General features: G+C 35.3%; 19 protein-coding genes. 16 read left to right on the forward strand and 3 right to left on the reverse strand.

Going from position 1 to position 20,816, the window contains the following annotated elements; translation table 11 throughout:
• The first annotated feature begins 244 nt into the window (after window positions 1-244).
• From NiCM35_RS11385 to NiCM35_RS11410, 6 genes are all read left to right on the forward strand, one after another.
• On the forward strand, window positions 245-1,159 hold the full coding sequence (locus NiCM35_RS11385; RefSeq protein ID WP_433779546.1) for an alpha/beta fold hydrolase: 915 nt from the start codon (window positions 245-247) through the stop codon (window positions 1,157-1,159).
• 11 nt (window positions 1,160-1,170) lie between these two features.
• On the forward strand, window positions 1,171-1,722 hold the full coding sequence (locus NiCM35_RS11390) for a hypothetical protein (RefSeq protein WP_433779548.1): 552 nt from the start codon (window positions 1,171-1,173) through the stop codon (window positions 1,720-1,722).
• A gap of 68 nt (window positions 1,723-1,790) precedes the next feature.
• Complete coding sequence (locus NiCM35_RS11395; protein WP_433779549.1) at window positions 1,791-2,117, forward strand: antibiotic biosynthesis monooxygenase family protein; 327 nt, start codon at window positions 1,791-1,793, stop codon at window positions 2,115-2,117.
• 62 nt (window positions 2,118-2,179) lie between these two features.
• Window positions 2,180-2,419 (forward strand): hypothetical protein, encoded by a 240-nt coding sequence (locus tag NiCM35_RS11400; protein ID WP_433779551.1) that lies wholly within the window; start codon window positions 2,180-2,182, stop codon window positions 2,417-2,419.
• Window positions 2,388-3,212 carry an AraC family ligand binding domain-containing protein gene (locus tag NiCM35_RS11405; RefSeq protein WP_433779553.1) on the forward strand — a complete coding sequence of 275 codons (825 nt, stop codon included), beginning with the start codon at window positions 2,388-2,390 and terminating at the stop codon, window positions 3,210-3,212. The genes NiCM35_RS11400 and NiCM35_RS11405 overlap by 32 nt, the downstream gene beginning before the upstream one ends.
• A gap of 23 nt (window positions 3,213-3,235) precedes the next feature.
• Complete coding sequence (locus NiCM35_RS11410) at window positions 3,236-4,150, forward strand: DMT family transporter (protein WP_433779554.1); 915 nt, start codon at window positions 3,236-3,238, stop codon at window positions 4,148-4,150.
• A gap of 445 nt (window positions 4,151-4,595) precedes the next feature.
• Here NiCM35_RS11410 and NiCM35_RS11415 read toward each other — a convergent pair whose 3' ends face one another.
• Together NiCM35_RS11415 and NiCM35_RS11420 are read right to left on the reverse strand one after the other, a co-directional pair.
• On the reverse strand, window positions 4,596-4,952 hold the full coding sequence (locus tag NiCM35_RS11415) for an MmcQ/YjbR family DNA-binding protein (RefSeq protein ID WP_095330201.1): 357 nt from the start codon (window positions 4,950-4,952) through the stop codon (window positions 4,596-4,598).
• A gap of 217 nt (window positions 4,953-5,169) precedes the next feature.
• On the reverse strand, window positions 5,170-6,225 hold the full coding sequence (locus tag NiCM35_RS11420) for an AraC family transcriptional regulator (RefSeq protein WP_341160595.1): 1,056 nt from the start codon (window positions 6,223-6,225) through the stop codon (window positions 5,170-5,172).
• 497 nt (window positions 6,226-6,722) lie between these two features.
• Here NiCM35_RS11420 and NiCM35_RS11425 point away from each other — a divergent pair, with 497 nt between their 5' ends.
• The 5 genes from NiCM35_RS11425 to NiCM35_RS11445 all read left to right on the forward strand — a co-directional run bounded on the left by NiCM35_RS11425 (window position 6,723) and on the right by NiCM35_RS11445 (window position 13,014).
• A complete protein-coding gene (locus NiCM35_RS11425; protein ID WP_095330199.1) occupies window positions 6,723-8,096 on the forward strand; it encodes an MFS transporter in 1,374 nt (457 codons plus the stop codon).
• An 87-nt stretch (window positions 8,097-8,183) separates the two neighbouring features.
• Window positions 8,184-9,971, forward strand: coding sequence for a beta-glucuronidase (gene uidA / locus NiCM35_RS11430; RefSeq protein ID WP_123259854.1), 1,788 nt, complete (start codon window positions 8,184-8,186; stop codon window positions 9,969-9,971).
• A 60-nt stretch (window positions 9,972-10,031) separates the two neighbouring features.
• Window positions 10,032-10,949: an ROK family protein gene (locus NiCM35_RS11435; RefSeq protein WP_123259853.1), complete on the forward strand. Its 918-nt coding sequence runs from the start codon at window positions 10,032-10,034 to the stop codon at window positions 10,947-10,949.
• A 148-nt stretch (window positions 10,950-11,097) separates the two neighbouring features.
• A complete protein-coding gene (uxuA, locus tag NiCM35_RS11440; protein ID WP_123259852.1) occupies window positions 11,098-12,147 on the forward strand; it encodes a mannonate dehydratase in 1,050 nt (349 codons plus the stop codon).
• A 12-nt stretch (window positions 12,148-12,159) separates the two neighbouring features.
• A complete protein-coding gene (locus tag NiCM35_RS11445) occupies window positions 12,160-13,014 on the forward strand; it encodes an SDR family oxidoreductase (RefSeq protein WP_123259851.1) in 855 nt (284 codons plus the stop codon).
• A gap of 51 nt (window positions 13,015-13,065) precedes the next feature.
• Here NiCM35_RS11445 and NiCM35_RS11450 read toward each other — a convergent pair whose 3' ends face one another.
• Entirely contained in the window at window positions 13,066-14,115 is a 1,050-nt protein-coding gene (locus tag NiCM35_RS11450; protein WP_433779559.1) for a LacI family DNA-binding transcriptional regulator, read from the reverse strand.
• Window positions 14,116-14,467: 352 nt separating this feature from the next.
• On the opposite strand from NiCM35_RS11450, the gene NiCM35_RS11455 reads away from it, so the two are divergent.
• The 5 genes from NiCM35_RS11455 to NiCM35_RS11475 all read left to right on the forward strand — a co-directional run bounded on the left by NiCM35_RS11455 (window position 14,468) and on the right by NiCM35_RS11475 (window position 20,777).
• Window positions 14,468-15,904, forward strand: a complete 1,437-nt coding sequence (locus NiCM35_RS11455) for an L-fucose/L-arabinose isomerase family protein (protein WP_303985149.1) — start codon at window positions 14,468-14,470, stop codon at window positions 15,902-15,904.
• Between the two features lie 19 nt (window positions 15,905-15,923).
• Window positions 15,924-16,754 (forward strand): transketolase, encoded by an 831-nt coding sequence (locus tag NiCM35_RS11460; protein ID WP_371473402.1) that lies wholly within the window; start codon window positions 15,924-15,926, stop codon window positions 16,752-16,754.
• Entirely contained in the window at window positions 16,751-17,716 is a 966-nt protein-coding gene (locus NiCM35_RS11465) for a transketolase family protein (RefSeq protein ID WP_433779562.1), read from the forward strand. Before NiCM35_RS11460 ends, NiCM35_RS11465 begins: the two co-directional genes overlap by 4 nt.
• A gap of 12 nt (window positions 17,717-17,728) precedes the next feature.
• Window positions 17,729-19,213, forward strand: a complete 1,485-nt coding sequence (gene glpK, locus NiCM35_RS11470) for a glycerol kinase GlpK (RefSeq protein ID WP_433779563.1) — start codon at window positions 17,729-17,731, stop codon at window positions 19,211-19,213.
• 145 nt (window positions 19,214-19,358) lie between these two features.
• Window positions 19,359-20,777: a PTS transporter subunit EIIC gene (locus NiCM35_RS11475; protein WP_371473395.1), complete on the forward strand. Its 1,419-nt coding sequence runs from the start codon at window positions 19,359-19,361 to the stop codon at window positions 20,775-20,777.
• Window positions 20,778-20,816: the final 39 nt, after the last annotated feature.

Consider the following 20,816-nt stretch of genomic DNA (forward strand, 5'->3'; position numbering starts at 1 on the left):
GTAAGCAATTAGTTCCTTACGTATTCAAAAAAAAATTAGAAGAACAGGATAAACGTCTAAAATCTCTTGAGGAATTAGACGTTTTTTATTATTATCCTAATGCACTAAAATAGTAATCATCATAAAAAACAACGATGATTTATAAACTATCAGGGCATGGAAGAGAAGAAGGAATATACAAGATTATATAGAATAAGTAAGTTATTGGAAAAAGAAGAGATAGAACTATTATTCCAAAGCAGAGGTGAATAAGATTAACCAATTTATAATGGTAGAAGAGAAGAAAATAGAACTTTTACATATAGGCAGTAAAGGAATTCCTATTGTTATACTTACAGGAATGGGGTGTTCGTTTTATGAGTGGTATCAAGTAACAAAATCATTAGCGAAATCAAATAGAGTCATTATGTTTCATAGACCAGGACTCGGGCTTAGTCCATTAAGTGAAGAGATACGTAATACGAACGCAGTTATAGATGAATTAAGTCAATTGTTGATCGGATTAAATATTTTTGAGCCCGTTATTTTAGTTGGTCATTCTTATGGTGGTTTATGTGCACAGCATTATGCCAAGGTTTTTCCAGAAAAAATTGCCGGAATCGTATTGATTGATTCCACTTCTGTTGACTTAAAAGAATTAGATGAATTAGAGTTACCAGTGCTAGATGAGACTGGTACGGATGAGGTCTGGTTAGAGAAATGCCATTCTTACTCGCTAATGAAACCAGCTGAACTAAAAGAAATAGTAAAACCTACTCTTACGGATAAACAAAAAAATCTACCACTTCATCTCCAAGAGCTTATTCTTAAATTTCAGACAAGTCCTGCTTTATATAAAACGATATACGAGGAAATATGTAATTGGAAGAAGGATGGAGAACGAATAAAGAGGTTGGGGGCTTTTCCTAATTTGCCTCTAATAGTTATTGGACGAGATAAAGAATATAACATTAAATTGGGAATTACGGAGGGACTGCCCGAGTGGGAGATGAGAAAATTAGAAGATAAGTGGGAAGAGCTTATTATGAAACAGGCTAGACTTAGTAAAGATAGTGAATTAATTTTTGCTGAGAATTCTAGTCATTCTATTTATCTTGATCGTCCAGACGTAGTAATAACAGCAATTAAAAGTTTGAATAAAATTAGAAATGGGTTATAAGGGGTTAAACAATGCAACTGTTTAAAATCAATCTCAAGAAACAATACTGGCTAGGATCAACTGATTCAGAAGAGGATCTATGCTCTCATGGAGAAATATATTTAAAGGTTAATGACACCGTTATTACTCAATCCGGAATAGATGAAGAATGGGGGATTAGTGAATCGGCATTAGCTTTATTACGAACATTAGATAATGATTATCTTTGTGCTCCCGAGGAGGATGAAGGGTTAATTCTCCATGGATGTGGTTTAATATTGATGACGAGTTGTCCTATTTCCATTCATTGGACAGTAAAACATTGTGGGGATGACGTATTTCTTTCAGATTTTGTTAAGTTTACTAGTACCAACAAGGAATCAGGCAGCATCTACTATCCTGATTTAAAGGTTAAGCTTAGTAGAAAAGAATATAAATTTCAAGTTTGTCAATTTGCGATAGAGGCAAGGGAATTCTTTCGTTCTTCAAAAGAGAAACGAATTTCTGATGACTTTGATAAAAATATGTATGATGAGTTTTGGAGTGAATATAATCAATTGTTAAATAGCAATTTACCAGACTAAATGTAAAACGATGCTATAATCATCTATTAAAAGTGATTGGAAAATAAGACGTATTGGAGGAACTAAAAATGAATGGGATTGCTAAAACTCCTAAACTACCTTACTATGCGGTTATCTTTTCTTCCCAGCGAACGGAAGGTGACAAAGGCTACGGAAAAATGGCGGAAAAAATAGTAGAGTTAGCTTCACAGCAGGAAGGTTTCTTAGGTGTAGAAAGTGCACGTGATGAGGGACTGGGCATTACTGTTTCCTATTGGGATTCCTTAGAGGCAATAAAGAATTGGAAGGAAAATTCCGTCCATCTTGCTGCGCAGAAATTAGGAAAAAAAGAGTGGTACCAGAGCTTTGCGCTAAGAGTGTGCAAAGTAGAAAGAGATAACTTCTTCGAAATGTAATAAAGCTAGTCTCTTTAGGCTAACCATAAAAGCAGAAGAGCATCTTTGCGGAGAATGATTCTTTGATTATAGGAAAAAATTTTGAAGATAAGTTTGAACTAAGCTATGGAAAAAATGCGGCAATTTTTTTCTTAGCAGCGTCTATTACCAGGATAAATGGTTTTGACGCTTTTTTTATTTGCTTAAAGCTTTTTAGTCAATATCCTACAAGAACAACTAATAAAAGTATGCTAAGCTATTTAAACAGAAGACAAGGGGGAACAGTATCAGATGAGAAGGGAAGAAAGAAAAATTTGTTTTGATGAAGATTTGCAAATTGAAGCCTATCGATTTCACGGGATTATGCAAAAGTTTCCTAATCACTTTCATGAATACTACGTTATTGGCTTTATCGAGAGTGGTCAAAGAAAATTGACATGTAGAAACAAAGATTATGTTATTAATAGTGGAGATCTGATCTTTTTTAATCCTTTTGATAATCATGCTTGTGAACAAATGGATGATGAGCCCTTAGATTATCGTTGTTTAAATATTACACCAGAAGTAATGCGAAAAGTGGTAGAAGAAATAACTGGTAAAGACTATTTGCCTTCCTTTAAAGATCCAGTCGTCTTCCGTAGTGAACATGCAGAATTATTACAGCGCCTGCATCAAATGATCATGGCTGAGTTAGGAGATCTGGAGAAAGAAGAAACTTTTTATTTCTTAATGGAACAATTGATTGAAGAATATAGTGCCATAGAGAAAAACATTAAATTGGATAAGATGGCCAAGGAAATATCAAAGGTTTGTGAATTTATTGAAAGGCACTATGTTGATCCGATTTCTCTTGATGATTTGGTGGGGGTATGCAATATGAATAAATACACCTTATTACGTTCGTTTGCGCGGATTCGTGGTATTACTCCTTATCGTTATTTACAGACAGTGCGTATCAACAAAGCAAAGAAGCTATTAGAACAAGGGATGAAACCAACCGATGTAGCGTTTCAGACTGGTTTTGTGGATCAAAGCCATTTCAGTCATTATTTTATGGACTTTATTGGATTAACGCCTGGACAATATCGAAATATTTATATAGATAGTGTAAATTAAATTGTTTCAACTAGAAGGAAAGAGTGGCGAATAAGATGAATTTTGGACATATTTCAGCAATTATCACGATAATGATTTGGGGGACAACATACATATCTACAAAAATATTATTAACTGATTTTACTCCCATTGAGGTATTATTCTTTCGTTTTGTCATTGGAATTGTAGCCTTGAGCATCATTTATCCATATCGGCTAAAAATGAAAGATAGAAAGCAACATTATTTATTTTTACTTGCGGGGTTATGTGGGGTAACACTTTATTATCTCTTAGAAAATATTGCTTTGACCTTTACTACTGCTTCTAATGTAGGAGTAATAAGTGCGATGGTGCCTTTTTTTACTGCTATTCTCACTTATTATTATTTGAAAAGTGAACCTTTGCGATTAAATTTCTTCATTGGTTTTATTCTAGCTTTAATAGGAATTTTTCTCATTAGTTTTAATGGCACTGCTAATTTTAAAGTAAATCCATTAGGTGATCTACTAGCTGTCGCAGCAACTCTAATATGGGCAATCTATTCCGTTATTACGAAGAAAATTAGTAGTTATGGATATAATACGATTCAAGCTACAAGGCGGATTTTTTTATACGGTATTTTATTTATGATCCCTGTTTTATATTTATTTGACTTTAAACTAGGAATCGAACGTTTTGCCCAACCGATCTACTTATTTAATATCATTTTTCTAGGATTAGGCGCATCTGCAGTTTGCTTTGTTTCTTGGAATTTAGCCATTAAGAAATTAGGGGCAATTAAAGCAAGTGTATATATCTATCTTGTTCCTGTAATTACCGTTATCACGGCTATGATAGTCTTAAAAGAGCCTTTAACTTGGATGGCAGCTCTTGGTACATTGTTGACCCTAACTGGCCTTTTCGTTTCCGAAACTAAAATAATTACTAAGAAAAAAAAGGATTTGGTAAGTAGTTATTAGATGGAGGGATACTTATAGCAATGAGGGAGATTGCTTTTTTATAAGAGTGGTTCTTTATAAAATGAGACTGTTAAAATGATCTAATTTTTTCATGGAATGTAAAGTGTTGGCTAAGTGAAGGATATAGATAATATGCTTTTTGACAGATTGCTAGTTTGTATCTCAAGCTAGGAATGGCACATTCAACATTAAGGAAATAGTTCATATTGCTGTTCATATACACAGATTAATTTCATAATCAGCTTAAATGGTTTTATCTCCTGCCATATTGAATAGCTAGATTTAGGGTTTTATAAAGGACTCTTCCTTTTTTTAAAGCAGGGTCCTTTATTATGATATTACAAATGTAGATGTTATAAACAAGAGAGAACTGTAGATTTATGGACGAATTCATTGAAATGCAAATTATCTCTTTGTAACCTTTTAAGGTTATAATAAACATATTTTATTTTGTTAAATAATAACTAGTATCTAGTAAATTATAGATGTCAGCTTTAGGGTATGGGCTATCAAGTATGATAGAAATCCAGTGTTCCTTATTCATATGGTATGCCGGTAAGATTCCCTCTTCTTTCTGAAGTAGATTTTTTAATTCTGGTTCACATTTTACATTTAAGACATCTACTACTTCTTCTCCTGATAATCCTAGTTTGTTTTTAGGAACATTCATCATTAACCCATACCATTTGCCCTGATTAACATGTCTTAACACAGCATAATTTTGGAATTTTTTCCACGGATACTCTGGATTTGTACCATACTTTTCTTTTGCATAAGAAAAAATTTCTTTTCTCGTTGTCATAAAGTTTAGCTCCTTCCTTTATTACTCTTTTATTAGTATAAACTGATTAGATAGGGGATGTCCTTGATTATGTTGCTTTTTTCGCTCCTGGGGTGGATTGTGCCCTAATCTCACAGATGTTTTACCTCATTCATTCCAAGCATTGTATGAAAATTAACAAATATCTTGATAACGGAAAGCTTATCAGAACCATCCAAATTAAAACGTACTTTTACGCTTAGCAATTTTTGTTTATATATTGTTTAGGAGTGATACCTGTAACCTGCTTGAATATTCTTGTGAAATAACTTTGGTCATGAAAGTTTAATAATGTTGAGATTTCTGTTAAGGAATAATTGGAATAGCTTAATAAGTTTTTTGCTTCGTCTATCTTAGTTTTTTGGATAAATGCCTTTATAGAAATTCCAACTTCCTTTTTAAAAAGGTTAGAGAGATAGTTTGGATTTAATCCAGTTAAATTAGCAAGTTCAGAAAGGGTTATATTTTCATAAAGATGGTTAAAAATATAAGTTTGACAAATATTAATGGGTTTCGAGTACTTATATTTTTTTGAATTCTCTACTCGCTCTGCAAAATCTATGAGAGCATTTTCGATAAGTTGGTCCACTGCTCTGCTGTTAGATAATTCTTCAAGCTTGATTATATAGGAATCACTAAGACTATAGGCAATTTCTTGGTACAGGCCTCCTTCCACTGCAGCTCTTGTTGCAAGTGTAATAAGAGATATTGCAATATTTTTTTGACTTCTTAAATAACTAGTTTTGGAAAGAATCCCTTTTTTACCTTGTTTGTTGATAGCATGAAAACTTTCTAATAACCCTGTTTTTTTTCCTATTTTAATATAATTTAAGAATTTCTTTTCGAGAGAAATATCTGTATGCACATTTTTATTTTGACGGCTCTCAATAATTTGGTTATCTATAGGCTCAATATTTAAATTTTCCTTTTCTATTTCTTTATTAGTTTGCACAATATCTAATATATTCAATTGTTTTTGATAAATCATATAATAGATCATCATACTGAATTTTATAAATTTTAGATTGCTTAGTATAGGAAGATTAGAGTAATAATGGAGCATTTCTTCTTTCGCCACTCTAATATCCATATCTCTTAAACTACTAGTGATGGTTTCATCAGTCATTCGGAAATTGATTACAGGACCGACAATGATATTTCCCTCAAAACGGTTATTAGAATAAATGCTTAGTGATACGTATTTTTCTAAAAAAGCTGTCTCCTTTAGGATGGGGATAGCTTTTTGTTTTTCCATTTTAGAAAATAGCTCAATAATAATGTCCACATTAGATTGGTATATGGGATTATGATGAAAATTGGAATCTACTGCTTTATGGATAAGCTCCCCTACAGAGTTGAAAAAATAAGTAGGGATTTTAAACATACTGTAAGCTAGATGGCAAATATATTCTAAATCAGTTATTTGTTTAATAGATTGCATAAATAGTACCTCCAGACAAAATGAAATTAAAATAAATATGTGAATTTCACTATTATTCTGTAAAAAACACCATAATTTCTTAGGATGAGAATTTATACTCATATTTAGAAATCGATTTCAAAAATATTTATCTATAAGTGATAACGTTATCAAAGATTATTTTCCTATTTAAAAAGTCTAGAGGGAAATAATCTAATCATTTATTTTATAAATAAAATAAATGTAATCGGATTCAAAAGTCAAGAAAGTATTAATCTACAAAATTTTTCATTCGTAATCTCTATAAAAAAAATATTTTTGAGGTGAATGGTATGCGTCCTTTTGGGATAAAAGACAAATTTGGATACTTGTTTGGTGATTTTGGAAACGATTTCTTTTTTGCTCTAGTTGGTTCATTTTTGATGGTTTATTATACAGATGTTTTTCATTTAAATCCGGCTGCTGTAGGGGGCTTATTCCTAATAGCGCGTTTATGGGATGCTATTGCGGACATTACATGGGGACGGTTTATAGATACTAGAAAAGCAGGGAAGCATGGAAAATTCAAGCCGTGGATTTATAGAATGTCATTTCCTCTTGTTATTTCAGGTGTTTTAATGTTTATTCATATTCCAGGTATGTCTAATGGTTTTTATACTGCATATGCCTATGTAACATATATTTTATGGGGAACATTATACAGTACGGTTAACATTCCATACGGATCAATGGCTTCCGTTATCACAGCCGATCCAGTAGAACGAACAACTTTGTCAACTTGGAGATCTCTCGGAGCGGCACTTGCTCAATTGATAGTTGGGGTTGCAGGACCTTTGATATTATTCGTTGATAATAAAGCGGATGCAAATCAATTTTTAGTAGGAGCAATAATTTTTGGTATTCTTTCTATATCCAGTTATATGGCATGCTACAAGCTAAGTATCGAACGAGTAGTAAGGAACGAGGATGAACAGCCGAATATTAATTTAGCAAAAACATTAAAGGGAATTTCTAAAAATAGACCGTTAATTGTGTTTTTAATTGGTTCACTATTATTCTTAATAAATTTAATGTTAATTGGTTCTGTAAATACGTATTTATTTAAGGATTATTTTGGCGATGCAAAGCTACTAAGTGTATTCAGTATGGTTCAATCAGCAACAATTTTTATCGGCATGCCAATGGCTAAGCCATTGGTAGCAAGATTCGGTAAGAAAGAAGTTGCATCTGCGGGATTTTTACTTTCTACACTTGCCTATTTAGTGTTATATTTCTTGCCTAATGTAACAGCAACAATATTCATTTGTATTTTATCAGTCGGATTATTTGGTTATGCTCTTTTTAACTTAATAAGCTGGGCATTTATCACAGATTTGGTTGATTACCATGAGTATCTAACAGGATTACGGGAGGATGCAACCATATACTCTATTTATTCTTTTTCTCGTAAAGTTGGCCAGGCGGTTGCAGGAGGCATTGGTGGAGTGGCAATAGCTGCAGCTGGCTATAATCCTACTCTTCAAGTTCAAACACAAGAAACCCTAGATGGCATTCATAGGCTTGCTACATTAATACCTGCGCTTGGTCTTTTATTAGTATTTATTTGTTTCGCTTTTCTTTATCCACTTAATAAAAAGCGGACAACACAACTTGTAAGCGATTTAGAAAGGAAAAGAAGTGAAAAAAATTCAAGTAAGCCTGCTTGAAAATACGGGCAGGGGTAGTTCAAGTTACTTTGATTTTTAAGAGGGATTTGTATTTCTATAGTTTAGAAGAAGGAAGGCGATTTATACATGTTATATCCAATTATCTCGGAAACACGAAATGTCATAGATTTAAATGGCATCTGGAATTTTAAGCTAGATTTAGGTGCTGGATTTCAAGAAGAGTGGCATAAAGCTGAACTTAACAACCCTATTAGTATGGCTGTGCCAGGATCATACAATGATATGGGGGTAAAAGCAGCTATTCGTGATCATGTTGGCTGGGTATGGTATGAGCGCGAATTAACTGTACCTAATATATTGATGGAAGAAAGAATTGTGTTGCGATTTGGTTCTGCTACGCATTTAGCAAATGTGTATGTAAATGGTGTACTTGTTATTCAACATAAAGGCGGCTTTTTACCATTTGAAGCAGAAATTAATAGCTATCTTCAAAAAGGTAAGAATCGATTGACAGTTGCAGTTAATAACATTGTAGATGAAACTACCTTACCAGTTGGGTTTGTGACAAAAAAAGAGACTGCACTAGATAGACATATAATCCGAAATCAGCCTAATTTTGATTTTTTCAACTATGCAGGTCTACATCGGCCAGTAAAAATATATACTACACCGAAAACGTACGTCAGAGATATAACAATTCTAACGGAATTAGATGGAAAGGTTCACTATTCAATTGATATGGCTGGCTCATCCAATATTATCGCAAAGGTAATAGATGAATCAGGTAAGGTTGTGGGTTCCTCAGAAGGGATTTCGAATACCATTTTAATCCCAAACGTAAAGCTTTGGGAACCATTAAATGCATACTTATATAAACTCAGAATCGAATTGCAAGATCAAAATGAAATACTGGATGTTTATGAGCAGCCATTTGGAGTAAGAACAGTCGAGATAAAAGATGGAAAGTTCCTTATTAATAATAAGCCATTCTATTTTAAAGGCTATGGTAAACATGAGGATACTCCCATTCATGGCCGAGGGTTTGATGAGGCTTCTAATGTATTAGATTTCAATCTCATGAAGTGGTCTGGAGCTAACTCTTTTCGCACAGCTCATTATCCATATTCAGAGGAAGTTATGCGTCTTGCAGATAAAGAAGGATTTGTTGTTATAGATGAAGTACCAGCAGTAGGGCTGCATCTAAATATGATGGTACTACATAGTGGCGGAAACCTTCGGAATACTTGGAAAGAATTAAAAACGTTCGAACATCATAAACAGGTGATTAAAGAGTTAATTGAAAGAGACAAGAATCATCCTTCCGTTGTAATGTGGAATATCGCTAATGAACCTGCATCAGAGGAGGAAGGCGCATATGAATACTTCAAGCCATTGGTTGATCTAACAAGAGATCTTGATCCACAGAAACGTCCGATAACTATTGTGACTCAAATTGAGTCTACCCCTAAAAAAGACAAAGTGGCAGAATTGGTAGATATACTTGCCTTTAATCGTTATTACGGCTGGTATGTAGATGGTGGGGATTTACTGTCGGCAAAAGAAAAGTTACGTGCTGAATTAAATGGGTGGCTTGAAAGATGTCCTAATACACCTTTTATGATGACAGAATATGGGGCAGATACAGTCGCCGGATTACATGATGTTGAACCAATTATGTTTACAGAAGAATATCAGATAGAATTCTATCGCGCGAACCATGAGGTGTTTGATGAGTTTGATCAGTTCATTGGAGAGCAGGTTTGGAACTTTGCGGATTTTGCAACGACTCAAGGGATTATTCGTGTTCAAGGAAATAAGAAAGGAATTTTCACGCGTGATCGCAAGCCGAAGTCTATTGCACATGAATTAAGAAGGCGCTGGACAGCTATTCCTAATTTTCATTATAAGGACTAATGTTTACTGTTTTGGTTTGTATGTCACTTTAGAATCTATTTATTTTAAAGGAGATAGTTTATGTATTTAGTTATAGATATTGGAGGAACGTTTGTTAAGTATGCACTTATGAATTCAGCAGCACAGATTATAAAAAAAGCAAAAATGACTACACCCAAAACAAATTTAATAGATTTTGAAAATGTGCTTTTTACTCTTATTGAAGAGCACGATTTATCGTCTATAAAAGGAATTGCGATCAGTTGTCCAGGAACCATCGATACTGATACTGGAATCGTTTATTATGGTGGTTCCTTTCCTTTTTTGCATGAGGTAAATTTAAAAAGAAGAATAGAAGAGAAATATGGAATAAAAGTTTCAATAGAAAATGATGCAAAGTGTGCTGCTTTAGCTGAGTTGTGGCTTGGAAGTGTAAAGGACTATAAAGACTCGGTCGTACTTGTGCTCGGAAGCGGCGTAGGAGGCGGGATTATTATCGATGGAAAGGTTCATCGCGGTGTGCACTTGTCTGCTGGGGAAATAAGTTATGTTATGAATGGGCTAAATCTGCAAACAAAAGAAGCAACTTATTTTGGGCTAATTTGTTCTGCGGTGGAAATGGTAAAAAGAATTGCTGCAATAAAGAAAATCGAAGATATAACAGATGGGGTAGCTGTGTTCAATTACATTAATAATAAGGATCCAGAAGCAGCAGCAATTTTTGATGAATACTGTCTCCACTTAGCTACACAAATATTAAATTTATCCTATATTTTGGATCCAGAGGTTGTCGCAATTGGTGGAGGGATCAGTGCTCAGCCAGTGTTGCTGCAAAGGATAAAGTGGGCTATTGAAGAAATAAAAAAAATGAATCCGTTTCATATGGCAACGCCGAAAGTTGTTGCCTGCAAATTTCAAAACGATGCCAATCTTTATGGTGCATTATATCAATTTTTCATCAGTAATGAAGGGGAAAACGTATTATCTCCAAACAAATAATAAGATTGGTAGACTAACAATTGCAATCTAGTAAGAAAATGTGATGATAAGAATAAAAAACTATTTTTAAATGATGTATAGGATGAATGATTAACCAATATAAATATTAGTAAATTCTTTGCAATTGTACTAATAGGGGGTAACAAAAATGGAAATGAGTTTTCGCTGGTACGGGAAAAATGATTCCATACCATTAGAGTACATTCGACAGATTCCTGGCATGAAAGGAATTGTGACGGCAATCTATGATATTCCTGTAGGGGAAGTCTGGTCTTTAGAGAAAATAATAGAATTGAAGAATGCAGTGGAAAAAGTAGGACTGTATATCTCCGTCATTGAAAGCGTCCCTGTTCATGAAGATATAAAAATTGGACTGCCTACCCGTGATCAATATATTGAAAATTATAAAGAAACAATCCGGAATATAGGAAAGGCTGGAATCGAGGTAGTCTGCTATAATTTCATGCCAATATTTGATTGGACGCGTTCATCCCTAGACTATGTTCTGCCAGATGGTTCGACAGCATTAATTTTTGAAGAAGAAGTAGTTGAACAGATGGATCCTTTGATTGGAGAATTGTCACTGCCGGGTTGGGATTCGAGTTATAAGGAAGATGATTTATATAAGCTTTTTGATCATTATAAGAATGTTAAGGAAGAAAAATTATGGGAAAACCTTGAGTATTTTTTAAAAGCAATAATTCCAGTAGCTGAGGAAGCAAATGTAAAGATGGCGATTCATCCAGATGATCCCCCTTGGAATATTTTTGGGTTACCGCGGATTATTACAAATAAAGCTAATCTAGAACGCTTACTTTCTATTATTGACAGCCCTTTTAACGGCTTAACGATGTGCAGCGGTTCTCTGGGGGCGGAACCAGCTAATGATTTCCCTCAAATGCTTCGATACTTTGGTAACAAGGGGCGAGTTCACTTTGTACATGCCCGAAATATTAAGTTGACAGGGAACAGATCATTTCAGGAATCTGCCCATATGACAGAGTATGGTTCTATTGATATGTATGAAGTAATACATGCATTAAAAGAGTTTAATTACTCAGGGCCGATTCGTCCAGATCATGGCAGAATGATCTGGGGAGAAACAGGGAAACCCGGCTATGGTTTATATGACCGTGCGCTAGGAGCTGCTTACCTCCTCGGATTATGGGAAGCGGAAAATAAAAATAGAAAGATTTAGGGGGAATTAAATGTGGATATTCCATTACAAGTCAATTTATCAAATAAAGTTGCTGTAGTAACAGGTGGTAATGGAGTATTAGGTTCATACTTTTCGAAAGCGTTAGCAAGATGTGGGGCTAAAGTTGCTATTCTTGGTCGTAATCAGGATACCGCTGATCAGGTTGCGAGAGAGATTATAGAGGAAGGTGGAGAGGCATTAGGAGTAGCGGCAAATGTTCTCCAACGAGATTCACTGGAGAAGGCAAGAGAGTTAATAGAGAATAAGTTAGGAGCATGTGATATTCTCGTTAATAATGCGGGAGGAAATCATCCTCTTGGAACCACAGATGATGAATTTTTTGATAGGGAAAAAGCAAGAAATCATCCAGAATATAAGACGTTCTTTGATCTCGAATCAGAAGGTGTTGAATCTGTTTTTGAACTTAATTTTCTTGGAACATTTCTACCATCTCAAGTTTTCGCTAAAGCGATGACTGAGAGAGAGGGTGGGTGCATTATAAATATTTCATCGATGAATGCCTACACACCATTAACTAAAATACCGGCATATAGTGGGGCAAAGGCGGCGATAAACAATTTCACACAATGGTTATCTGTTTATTTTGCAAAAGCAGGTATTCGAGTTAATGCGATTGCACCGGGATTTTTTGTAACGAAGCAAAATGAATCTTTATTATATAAAGAAGATGGAAGCCCTTCGCCAAGAGCGGAAAATATATTGCATAATACGCCAATGGATCGATTCGGAGAACCCGAAGAGTTAGTTGGTGGATTATTATTTTTAGCCAGTGACAAAGCATCAAGCTTTATAACAGGCATGACACTGCCGATTGATGGAGGATTTTCTTCGTATTCTGGAGTTTGATATTCGTAAATATACTAAAAGCAGAGTCTAATTAGATTCTGCTTTTAGTTATTAGGTTAGTATCGTTTTGTGATTTGAAACTTTTACACAAGATTTCCGTTTCACTAATTCTGTATCTATAAATATTTTCATTTTATCTTCTTCGTTTTCATCTATTTCTCGAATAAGCTTCTCAACAGCTAGTGATGCAATCTTGTCTTTCTTGACATGAATAGTTGTGAGTTCTGGGCTGACAATTTGAGATTCAACAATATTATCAAATCCAATGATGGATATGTCTTTCGGTACATGGATATTTAATTCATTGAGTGACTTAATGATACTAATTGCCATGTAATCACATTCACAAAATATAGCGGATGGTAGGTTATCTTTTAACTCCATTATATTTTGTTTGAAATCGTCTTGCGCAGAAAGATCGGTTGGAGACATTTTGAAAATATGTTCAGGTTTAATAGTTAATCCATTTTCACTCATTATTTTTTGAAATCCTTTTCTCCTCGCATCAAAATTATACATGCGTGAAACCGATTCTGCATATCCAATTACCTTATGACCTAATTCAATTAAATATTCCCCCGCTTGGTAAGCTCCAATGATATTATTCATCACAATGAAGTTAATATCCAAGGTTTCAAAACAAGTATCTAAAACAACTAGATTTGGCTGCAGCTTTGATACTGTTTTAATCTGTTCTTCAGTCAGGTTCGTTCCTAACAGCAATATACCAGAAGATTGTTGCTGCATTTCAAGATTCGTTATTTCTTGCTCAAGCGAATCTATATTTATAGATGAGATGATTAAGGAATATCCTTTTGATGAGATAGACTGGTCAATATTATTGATTAATTCCATAAAAAAAGACTGCGACTGATATTGTTCAGTAACGATACCAGTATGGGTACATGCTACAAAACGAAATATTTTAGTTGGAGAAGTATTTTTCCCTTTTGAAAAAGTTCTTGGGTTATAGCCATTTTCCTTTGCGATTTTTAATATTTTTTCTCTCGTTTCTTGACTAACACCCGGTTTTCCGTTTAACGCCAAAGAAACAGCTGATTTGGATACCTCCGCTATTTGTGCAATATCATCTATCTTCATTTAAATCCTCCACCCTATATAAGTAAATAAAAATTTTCCAGTGAGTATATATATTAGTTTAGTTAAAAAGTTTAGTTGTGTCAAACTAGTAAACTACTAAATGATTACTATAATGCTTATTTTATTAAGGTTTTTTACATGAATTCACTAAACTTAACTAAAAATAACGTTTTCAAAATGATAAAAAATAAATAAAGTTTATATAAAATTATTGACTTTAATTTAGTTTGGGGTTAATCTAATACCGAGAAATAATTCAAAACTGATTATGTATTTGTATAGTTTATAACGGTTTAGAAAAGTTTAGGATAGTTTAGAAAGTTTAGTAGTGAATGCCAATTGGGGGAATATCATGGAAAAGTTTAAATTAGGTTTTGCGCCAACACGGAGATTTGTGTTTAGTAAAGAGGATGCTTACAAATATAAAGAACTAATAAAAGAGAAGATAAGAAGTTTCGGCCTGGATATGGAGATTGTAGATTTAGAAGGAATCAATGAAGAAGGATTACTATATAATCGTGCAGATGAACAGGCAATCATTCAACGATTTAAAAGGGAAGATGTTGATGCATTATTCTTTCCCCATTGTAATTTCGGTACCGAAGATCTTGTTGCTAAAATTGCTAAGGCTATCGATAAGCCTGTATTAATCTGGGGTCCTAGAGATGAAGCTCCTTTGGAAAATGGAATGAGGCTACGGGATACGCAATGTGGAATTTTTGCGACAGGAAAGGTATTGCGCAGGTTTAAGATCAAATTTACTTACATAACAAACAGTAGTGTTGACTCTGAAGTTTTTGCGAGAGGTTTTAAGAACTTTATAGGGGCTGCAAATGTTGTTAAGCATTTTAGGAAACTTCGAATCCTTCAAATCTCCACAAGACCTTCTGATTTTTGGTCGGTCATTTGTAATGAAGGAGAATTGTTAGAGAAATTTGGAATTCAAATATACCCGATAACCTTAGATCAGATTAAACAGAAAACACTTAAGATTGAAAAAGAGGGCGGCGCTGAACTTGAGCAAGCAGTAGCTTATATTAAAAAATCACTTGATTGGAGTACGGTTAAGGAAGAAGATGTTCGTCGGATTGCTGCACTAAAAGTTGGTATGAAACAATATGCGGAAGAAACAGGCAGTTCTGCTATTGCTATTCAATGCTGGTCCACTTTGCAAGACATTATTGGAATTATGCCCTGCCTTGCAAATGCGATTTTGACAGATGAGCAAATACCTGTTACTTGTGAAACCGATATTCATGGCGCGATTACTTCGATCATGGTGCAAGCAGCAACACTAAATACTTTGCCAACCTTTTTTGCGGATATTACGATTAGGCATCCCGAAAATCCAAATGGAGAACTGTTATTCCATTGTGGTAATTTCCCGGTTTCTTTAAGTGTGGAAGAAAAACCGCAATTGAATAAACACTTTTTATTTGATGACCATTCACCTGGTACACATGAAGGAGAGATAAAAGGTGGCGAAATGACCATTGCTCGTTTTGATGGTGATAATGGGGAATATTCCATCTTTTTAGGAAAGGCAAGAGGGATAGAAGGACCGTATTCAAGAGGCTCCTACGTGTGGGTTGAAGTAAATGATTGGCCGCTTTGGGAAGAAAAATTAGTGAAGGGACCATATATTCACCATTCTACAGGCATTCATGCCAATGTAATACCAATAATCTATGAAGCATGTCAGTATATTCCTGGATTGACTCCCGACCCAGTTGATCCGACTGAAGAGGAAATTCGCGCATGGCTGCGAGGCAGTGACATAAATTATTGATGCAATGGAGGAGATAATTATGATAGATATAAAAAAATTAGAACGAAAAGCCGCAGAAATTAGAATGGCAGTGATTGATATGGTTTATGAGGCTGGCACTGGACACACCGGTTCATCCTTATCCAATACAGATATCTTAACTGTTCTTTACTATGAGGTAATGAAGAATGATCCGGCTAATCCAAACTGGGAAGAACGAGATCGGTATATTCAGAGTAAAGGTCATGCTGTTGAATCCTATTGGGCTGTTTTAGCGGATAAAGGCTACTTTCCGAAAGAAGAATTAAAGACATTTTCTAAATTCAATACAAGGCTTATCGGGCATCCAAACAATAAAGTTCCGGGCGTAGAAATGAATACCGGTGCATTAGGACATGGTTTATCCATATCCGTAGGAATGGCATTAGCGGCCAAAATGGATCATAAGGATTATCGAGTTTTTACATTAATGGGTGATGGAGAGCTCGCGGAAGGCTCTGTGTGGGAAGCCGCTATGGCAGCATCGCAATATAAGCTTGATAATTTAGTAGGAATAGTGGATCGAAATCGATTGCAGATTACGGGCAGTACAGATGATGTAATGAGCAATGAACCTCTTGATAAAAAGTGGGAGAGCTTTGGCTGGGACGTTATCGAAGTAGATGGCAATGATATAGCTGAATTAGTGCAAGTCTTTCATTCAATCCCGAAGACAGAAGGGAAGCCTACTATTATACTCGCAAATACAATTAAGGGAAAAGGAATTTCTTTCGCTGAAAATGAGGCTGGCTGGCATCATCATGTTCCATCTCAAGAAGAATATGAACTGGCAATGAAGGAACTTTCTAAGCGTTTGGAGGTATTAGCATGAATAACGTCATACTGAAAAAAAATACTGGCAATAAAATTGCAAACCGGACAGTGGTAAGCGATACTTTATTAGATTTAGCAATGGACAATAAGGACATTCTCGTTTTAACAAGTGATTCTAGAGGTTCGGCTTCAATGGTTCCTTTTGCAGATGCATTACCAGAACAGTTAGTGGAAGTAGGAATTGCTGAACAAAACTTGGTAGGGATTTCAGCAGGATTGGCTGCTTCTGGAAAAATACCATTTGTTGCTTCTCCAGCTTGTTTTCTCAGTATGCGTAGTATAGAACAGGTTAAAGTGGACATAGCTTACTCAAGAACAAATGTGAAACTAATTGGAATCAGCGGTGGTATCAGCTATGGAGCGCTTGGAATGTCTCACCACTCTGTCCAAGATTTAGCGGTGACAAGAGCGATACCAGGCTTACATGTTATGATGCCGGCTGATCGTCATGAAACGAAAAAAATGATTGAAGCATTAGTGGATTATGATACACCTGTTTATATGAGAATTGGTAGAAATCCAGTAGAAGACTCTTATCAAAGTGAAGAGTACGACTTTCAAATTGGCAAATCTGTTACGATGCATGAGGGTGATGATTTAACGATTATTGCTTCTGGTGAGACGGTACGTGTTGCGCTTGATACTGCCTTTTTGCTAAAGGAAGAAGGGATTAGCTGCAGGGTCCTAAATATGCACACGATAAAACCACTAGATGAAGAAGCGATTATCAAGGCAGCTAAAGAAACGGGATACATCATTACAATCGAAGAACACAGCGTATATGGCGGGCTTGGTTCTGCGGTTTCAGAAGTGACTTCCAATAAATGTCCTGTTCCCGTGAAAATAATAGGAATTCCAGATGAACCAGCAGTAGCAGGAACCACGAAAGAAGTGTTTCAACATTATGGAATTAGTCCTGAGAATATTTCAAGTATCACTAGAGAATTACTTGGTCAATAGGAGGAGATAGCGATGAGCGATAGTTACATCCTAGCAATAGATCAAAGTACTTCTGGCACAAAAGCATTACTTGTTGATGAAAAGGGTTCTATCATTGCAAAAGAAACGACAAGTCATAAGCAGCTATATCCTCAGTCGGGTTGGGTGGAACATGACCCGATTGAGATATATGATAATGTGAAGAAAGTAATAAATAGTATTGTTGATTCAAATAAATCTTTAATGGGAAAAATGAAGACCCTTACAATAACGAATCAGCGTGAGACTCTTGTTATTTGGGATAAATATACGAGTGAACCGGTATATAACGCGATTGTGTGGCAGTGCAGAAGAACGACGTCTATGTGCTCTTCTTTGAAAGCAAAGGGCTGTGAAGAAAAGGTTTATGTGAAGACAGGACTTAAGATAGATCCATATTTCTCGGCAACGAAAGCAAAATGGATCTTAGAAAATGTCCCAGGTCTCAAAAAAAGAGCAGAAAAGGGAGAGCTTCTGCTTGGGACAATTGATAGCTGGTTAATTTGGAAATTGACAAATGGAAGGGTTCACGCCACAGATGTAACGAATGCAAGTAGAACACTTTTATTTAATATTCACTCTTTATGTTGGGATGATGAATTACTGAGGATTTTTGAAATACCAAAGGAAATGCTCCCTGAAGTAAATTTTTCTGATTGCATATTTGGAATGGTCGAGGACAGTGAACTATTAATACATAAGGTGCCGATAGCGGGAGTAATAGGCGATTCACAAGCAGCTTTATTTGCGCAGCGGTGTTTTAATAAAGGGATGGCAAAAGCTACTTTTGGCACAGGTACTTCTGTAATGGTGTATACAAATGAATATGTTCAAGCAAAAGAAGGGTTAGTTACTTCAATAGCTTGGGGATTCAATGGCAATGTTCACTATGCTTTAGAGGGGATTATTAATACAACCGGTGATATTATCCGCTGGATGAAAGAGGATCTTACTCTATTCACAACTTTTGAAGAAGCCGAGATATTGGCAGATACACTAGATAATAATGAAGGAGTATACTTAGTTCCTGCTTTTGTAGGATTAGGTGCACCGTATTGGAGTCCCAATACAAAGGCAGGAATTACTGGGATGAGCAGAAACACAAACAAGTCACATCTAGTAAGAGCGGGGTTAGAAAGTATCGTTTACCAAGTAAAAGATATTATTCAATTAATATATAAGGAAACAAACGTAGTGGTAAAAGAGTTAAGGGTGGATGGCGGTGCAACAGCAAACGAATTTCTAATGCAGTTTCTTTCTGACTTATTAGGAGTCAAAGTCATTGTTTCACATGTTTCTGAGCTGTCAGCACTAGGTTCTGTTTATCTTGGTGGTCTTGGAATGAATATGTGGAAATCAGTTGAAGAAATATCTCAGTTAAATAATGAAAAACGTATTTATAGCCCGAAAATGGATAGAGAAACGAGCGAGCGGTATTATGCGGAATGGATGAAAGCGGTGCACACTCTCTTAATCTAATAAGTTTGTAAATGAATACGCTTTTAATTTATGTAAGGGAGGTGAATGCTCTTACAATCTATTTGAGGTTCTTGTTGTATCCCCAATTTTTAAATGCATGTTATTTAATTAACTAGTTAGGATAATGTTGATTGGAGGCCAAAAAATGAATTATGGAGCACTTGCTAAGAAGATTGTTCAAGAGGTGGGCGGGAAAGAAAATATCAATAGTGTTATACACTGTGTAACACGGTTAAGATTTAATCTAAAGGATCAATCACTTGCAAATACTGAAGTCATCAAAGATATGGATGGTGTTATGACCGTGGTTATTAGCGGAGGGCAATACCAGGTAGTGATTGGTGATCAAGTTCCTATTGTATATGCAGAAGTGGTCAATTTAATTGGGGGAGGAACTTCTCAAAATGTAGAGGCTACGGAAGAATCGGAAGAAAAAAAAGGTTTGTTTAGCAAATTTGTGTCCCTTATTTCTGGTATATTTATGCCTGTAATGGGAGCGATGGCAGCTGCTGGGATTCTAAAAGGATTTTTGGTAGCGCTGACGGTGGTTGGATGGATAGATGAAGAAATGGGAGTATATAAGATCTTATTCGCCGCATCTGATGCATTCTTCTATTTTATGCCTATCCTGTTGGGTTTTTCAGCTGGTAAAGTGTTTAAAACGAATTCTTATATTACAGCAACTATTGGTGCAGCTCTTGTTTATCCGACAATGATTGAAATCTATAATGCAGGGGAAGCATTAAGTTTTCTTCAGATTCCCGTTATCCTTATGAATTATACGCAATCGGTTATTCCGATCATACTAGCTTCGTTTTTAACAGCTAAATTAGAAAAAGTGCTGCTGAAAGTAATTCCTAAATCATTGCAATTGATATTTGTTCCTTTATTTATTACTGTCATAATTGTTCCATTATCTTTTATTATAATTGGACCAGTTTCTGTATATGCAAGTGAATTATTAGCTAAGGGAGCGATGGTTGTATACTCATTAAGCCCTGTTATTGCGGGATTACTATTAGCGGGAATTTGGCAAATTGCAGTAATGTTTGGACTGCATTGGGCCTTTATCGCAATATTTATCAATAATATCACTACATTAGGATTTGATCCTATAAATGCATTACTGTATTGTACTGTATTTGCTCAAACTGGAGCAGCTTTAGCTGTTTCCTTAAGAACAAAAGAAACAAAAATGAAATCGTTATCAACCACTGCCACCATCTCAGGATTTTTAGGAATTACAGAGCCTGCCATCTATGGAGTTAACTTACCACTGAAGAAGCCGTTTATTATGGCGTGTATCGGCGGTGGCGTTGGTGGTGCAATTGCTGGCTTCTTTAGTGCAAAGATGTATGGAGGATTTGCATCAGGGGGAGTTTTTGGGATACCGATGTTTATTGATCCAGACGGAATCAGTTCTGAATTTTATGGCTTTGCTGTTTCGTTGCTTGCAGCTCTAGTAACCGCTTTTGTACTAACTTTCTTATTTGGCTATTCCAAAAAAGTGAGTACTAAACCAGCGAAAGAGAAGTCTGCAGTAACCAGTGAGAGTAATCTATAATCATATAAAATGGATTTAGTAGGGTAATAGAATTGCGAT

It is taken from the genome of Niallia sp. M35, from assembly GCF_050971705.1.
In the GTDB taxonomy this organism is placed as follows: Bacteria; Bacillota; Bacilli; order Bacillales; family Cytobacillaceae; genus Niallia; species Niallia circulans_A.

Coding starts and splice junctions, on each gene's coding strand:
- uxuA (WP_123259852.1), top strand. CDS start 11,098: ATGGAAATGAGTTTTCGCTGGTACGGGAAAAATGATTCCATACCATTA.
- NiCM35_RS11420 (WP_341160595.1), bottom strand. CDS start 6,225: ATGGAAAAACAAAAAGCTATCCCCATCCTAAAGGAGACAGCTTTTTTA.
- NiCM35_RS11460 (WP_371473402.1), top strand. CDS start 15,924: ATGATAGATATAAAAAAATTAGAACGAAAAGCCGCAGAAATTAGAATG.
- NiCM35_RS11415 (WP_095330201.1), bottom strand. CDS start 4,952: ATGACAACGAGAAAAGAAATTTTTTCTTATGCAAAAGAAAAGTATGGT.
- NiCM35_RS11435 (WP_123259853.1), top strand. CDS start 10,032: ATGTATTTAGTTATAGATATTGGAGGAACGTTTGTTAAGTATGCACTT.
- glpK (WP_433779563.1), top strand. CDS start 17,729: ATGAGCGATAGTTACATCCTAGCAATAGATCAAAGTACTTCTGGCACA.
- uidA (WP_123259854.1), top strand. CDS start 8,184: ATGTTATATCCAATTATCTCGGAAACACGAAATGTCATAGATTTAAAT.
- NiCM35_RS11390 (WP_433779548.1), top strand. CDS start 1,171: ATGCAACTGTTTAAAATCAATCTCAAGAAACAATACTGGCTAGGATCA.
- NiCM35_RS11450 (WP_433779559.1), bottom strand. CDS start 14,115: ATGAAGATAGATGATATTGCACAAATAGCGGAGGTATCCAAATCAGCT.
- NiCM35_RS11405 (WP_433779553.1), top strand. CDS start 2,388: ATGAGAAGGGAAGAAAGAAAAATTTGTTTTGATGAAGATTTGCAAATT.
- NiCM35_RS11395 (WP_433779549.1), top strand. CDS start 1,791: ATGAATGGGATTGCTAAAACTCCTAAACTACCTTACTATGCGGTTATC.
- NiCM35_RS11455 (WP_303985149.1), top strand. CDS start 14,468: ATGGAAAAGTTTAAATTAGGTTTTGCGCCAACACGGAGATTTGTGTTT.
- NiCM35_RS11475 (WP_371473395.1), top strand. CDS start 19,359: ATGAATTATGGAGCACTTGCTAAGAAGATTGTTCAAGAGGTGGGCGGG.
- NiCM35_RS11425 (WP_095330199.1), top strand. CDS start 6,723: ATGCGTCCTTTTGGGATAAAAGACAAATTTGGATACTTGTTTGGTGAT.
- NiCM35_RS11465 (WP_433779562.1), top strand. CDS start 16,751: ATGAATAACGTCATACTGAAAAAAAATACTGGCAATAAAATTGCAAAC.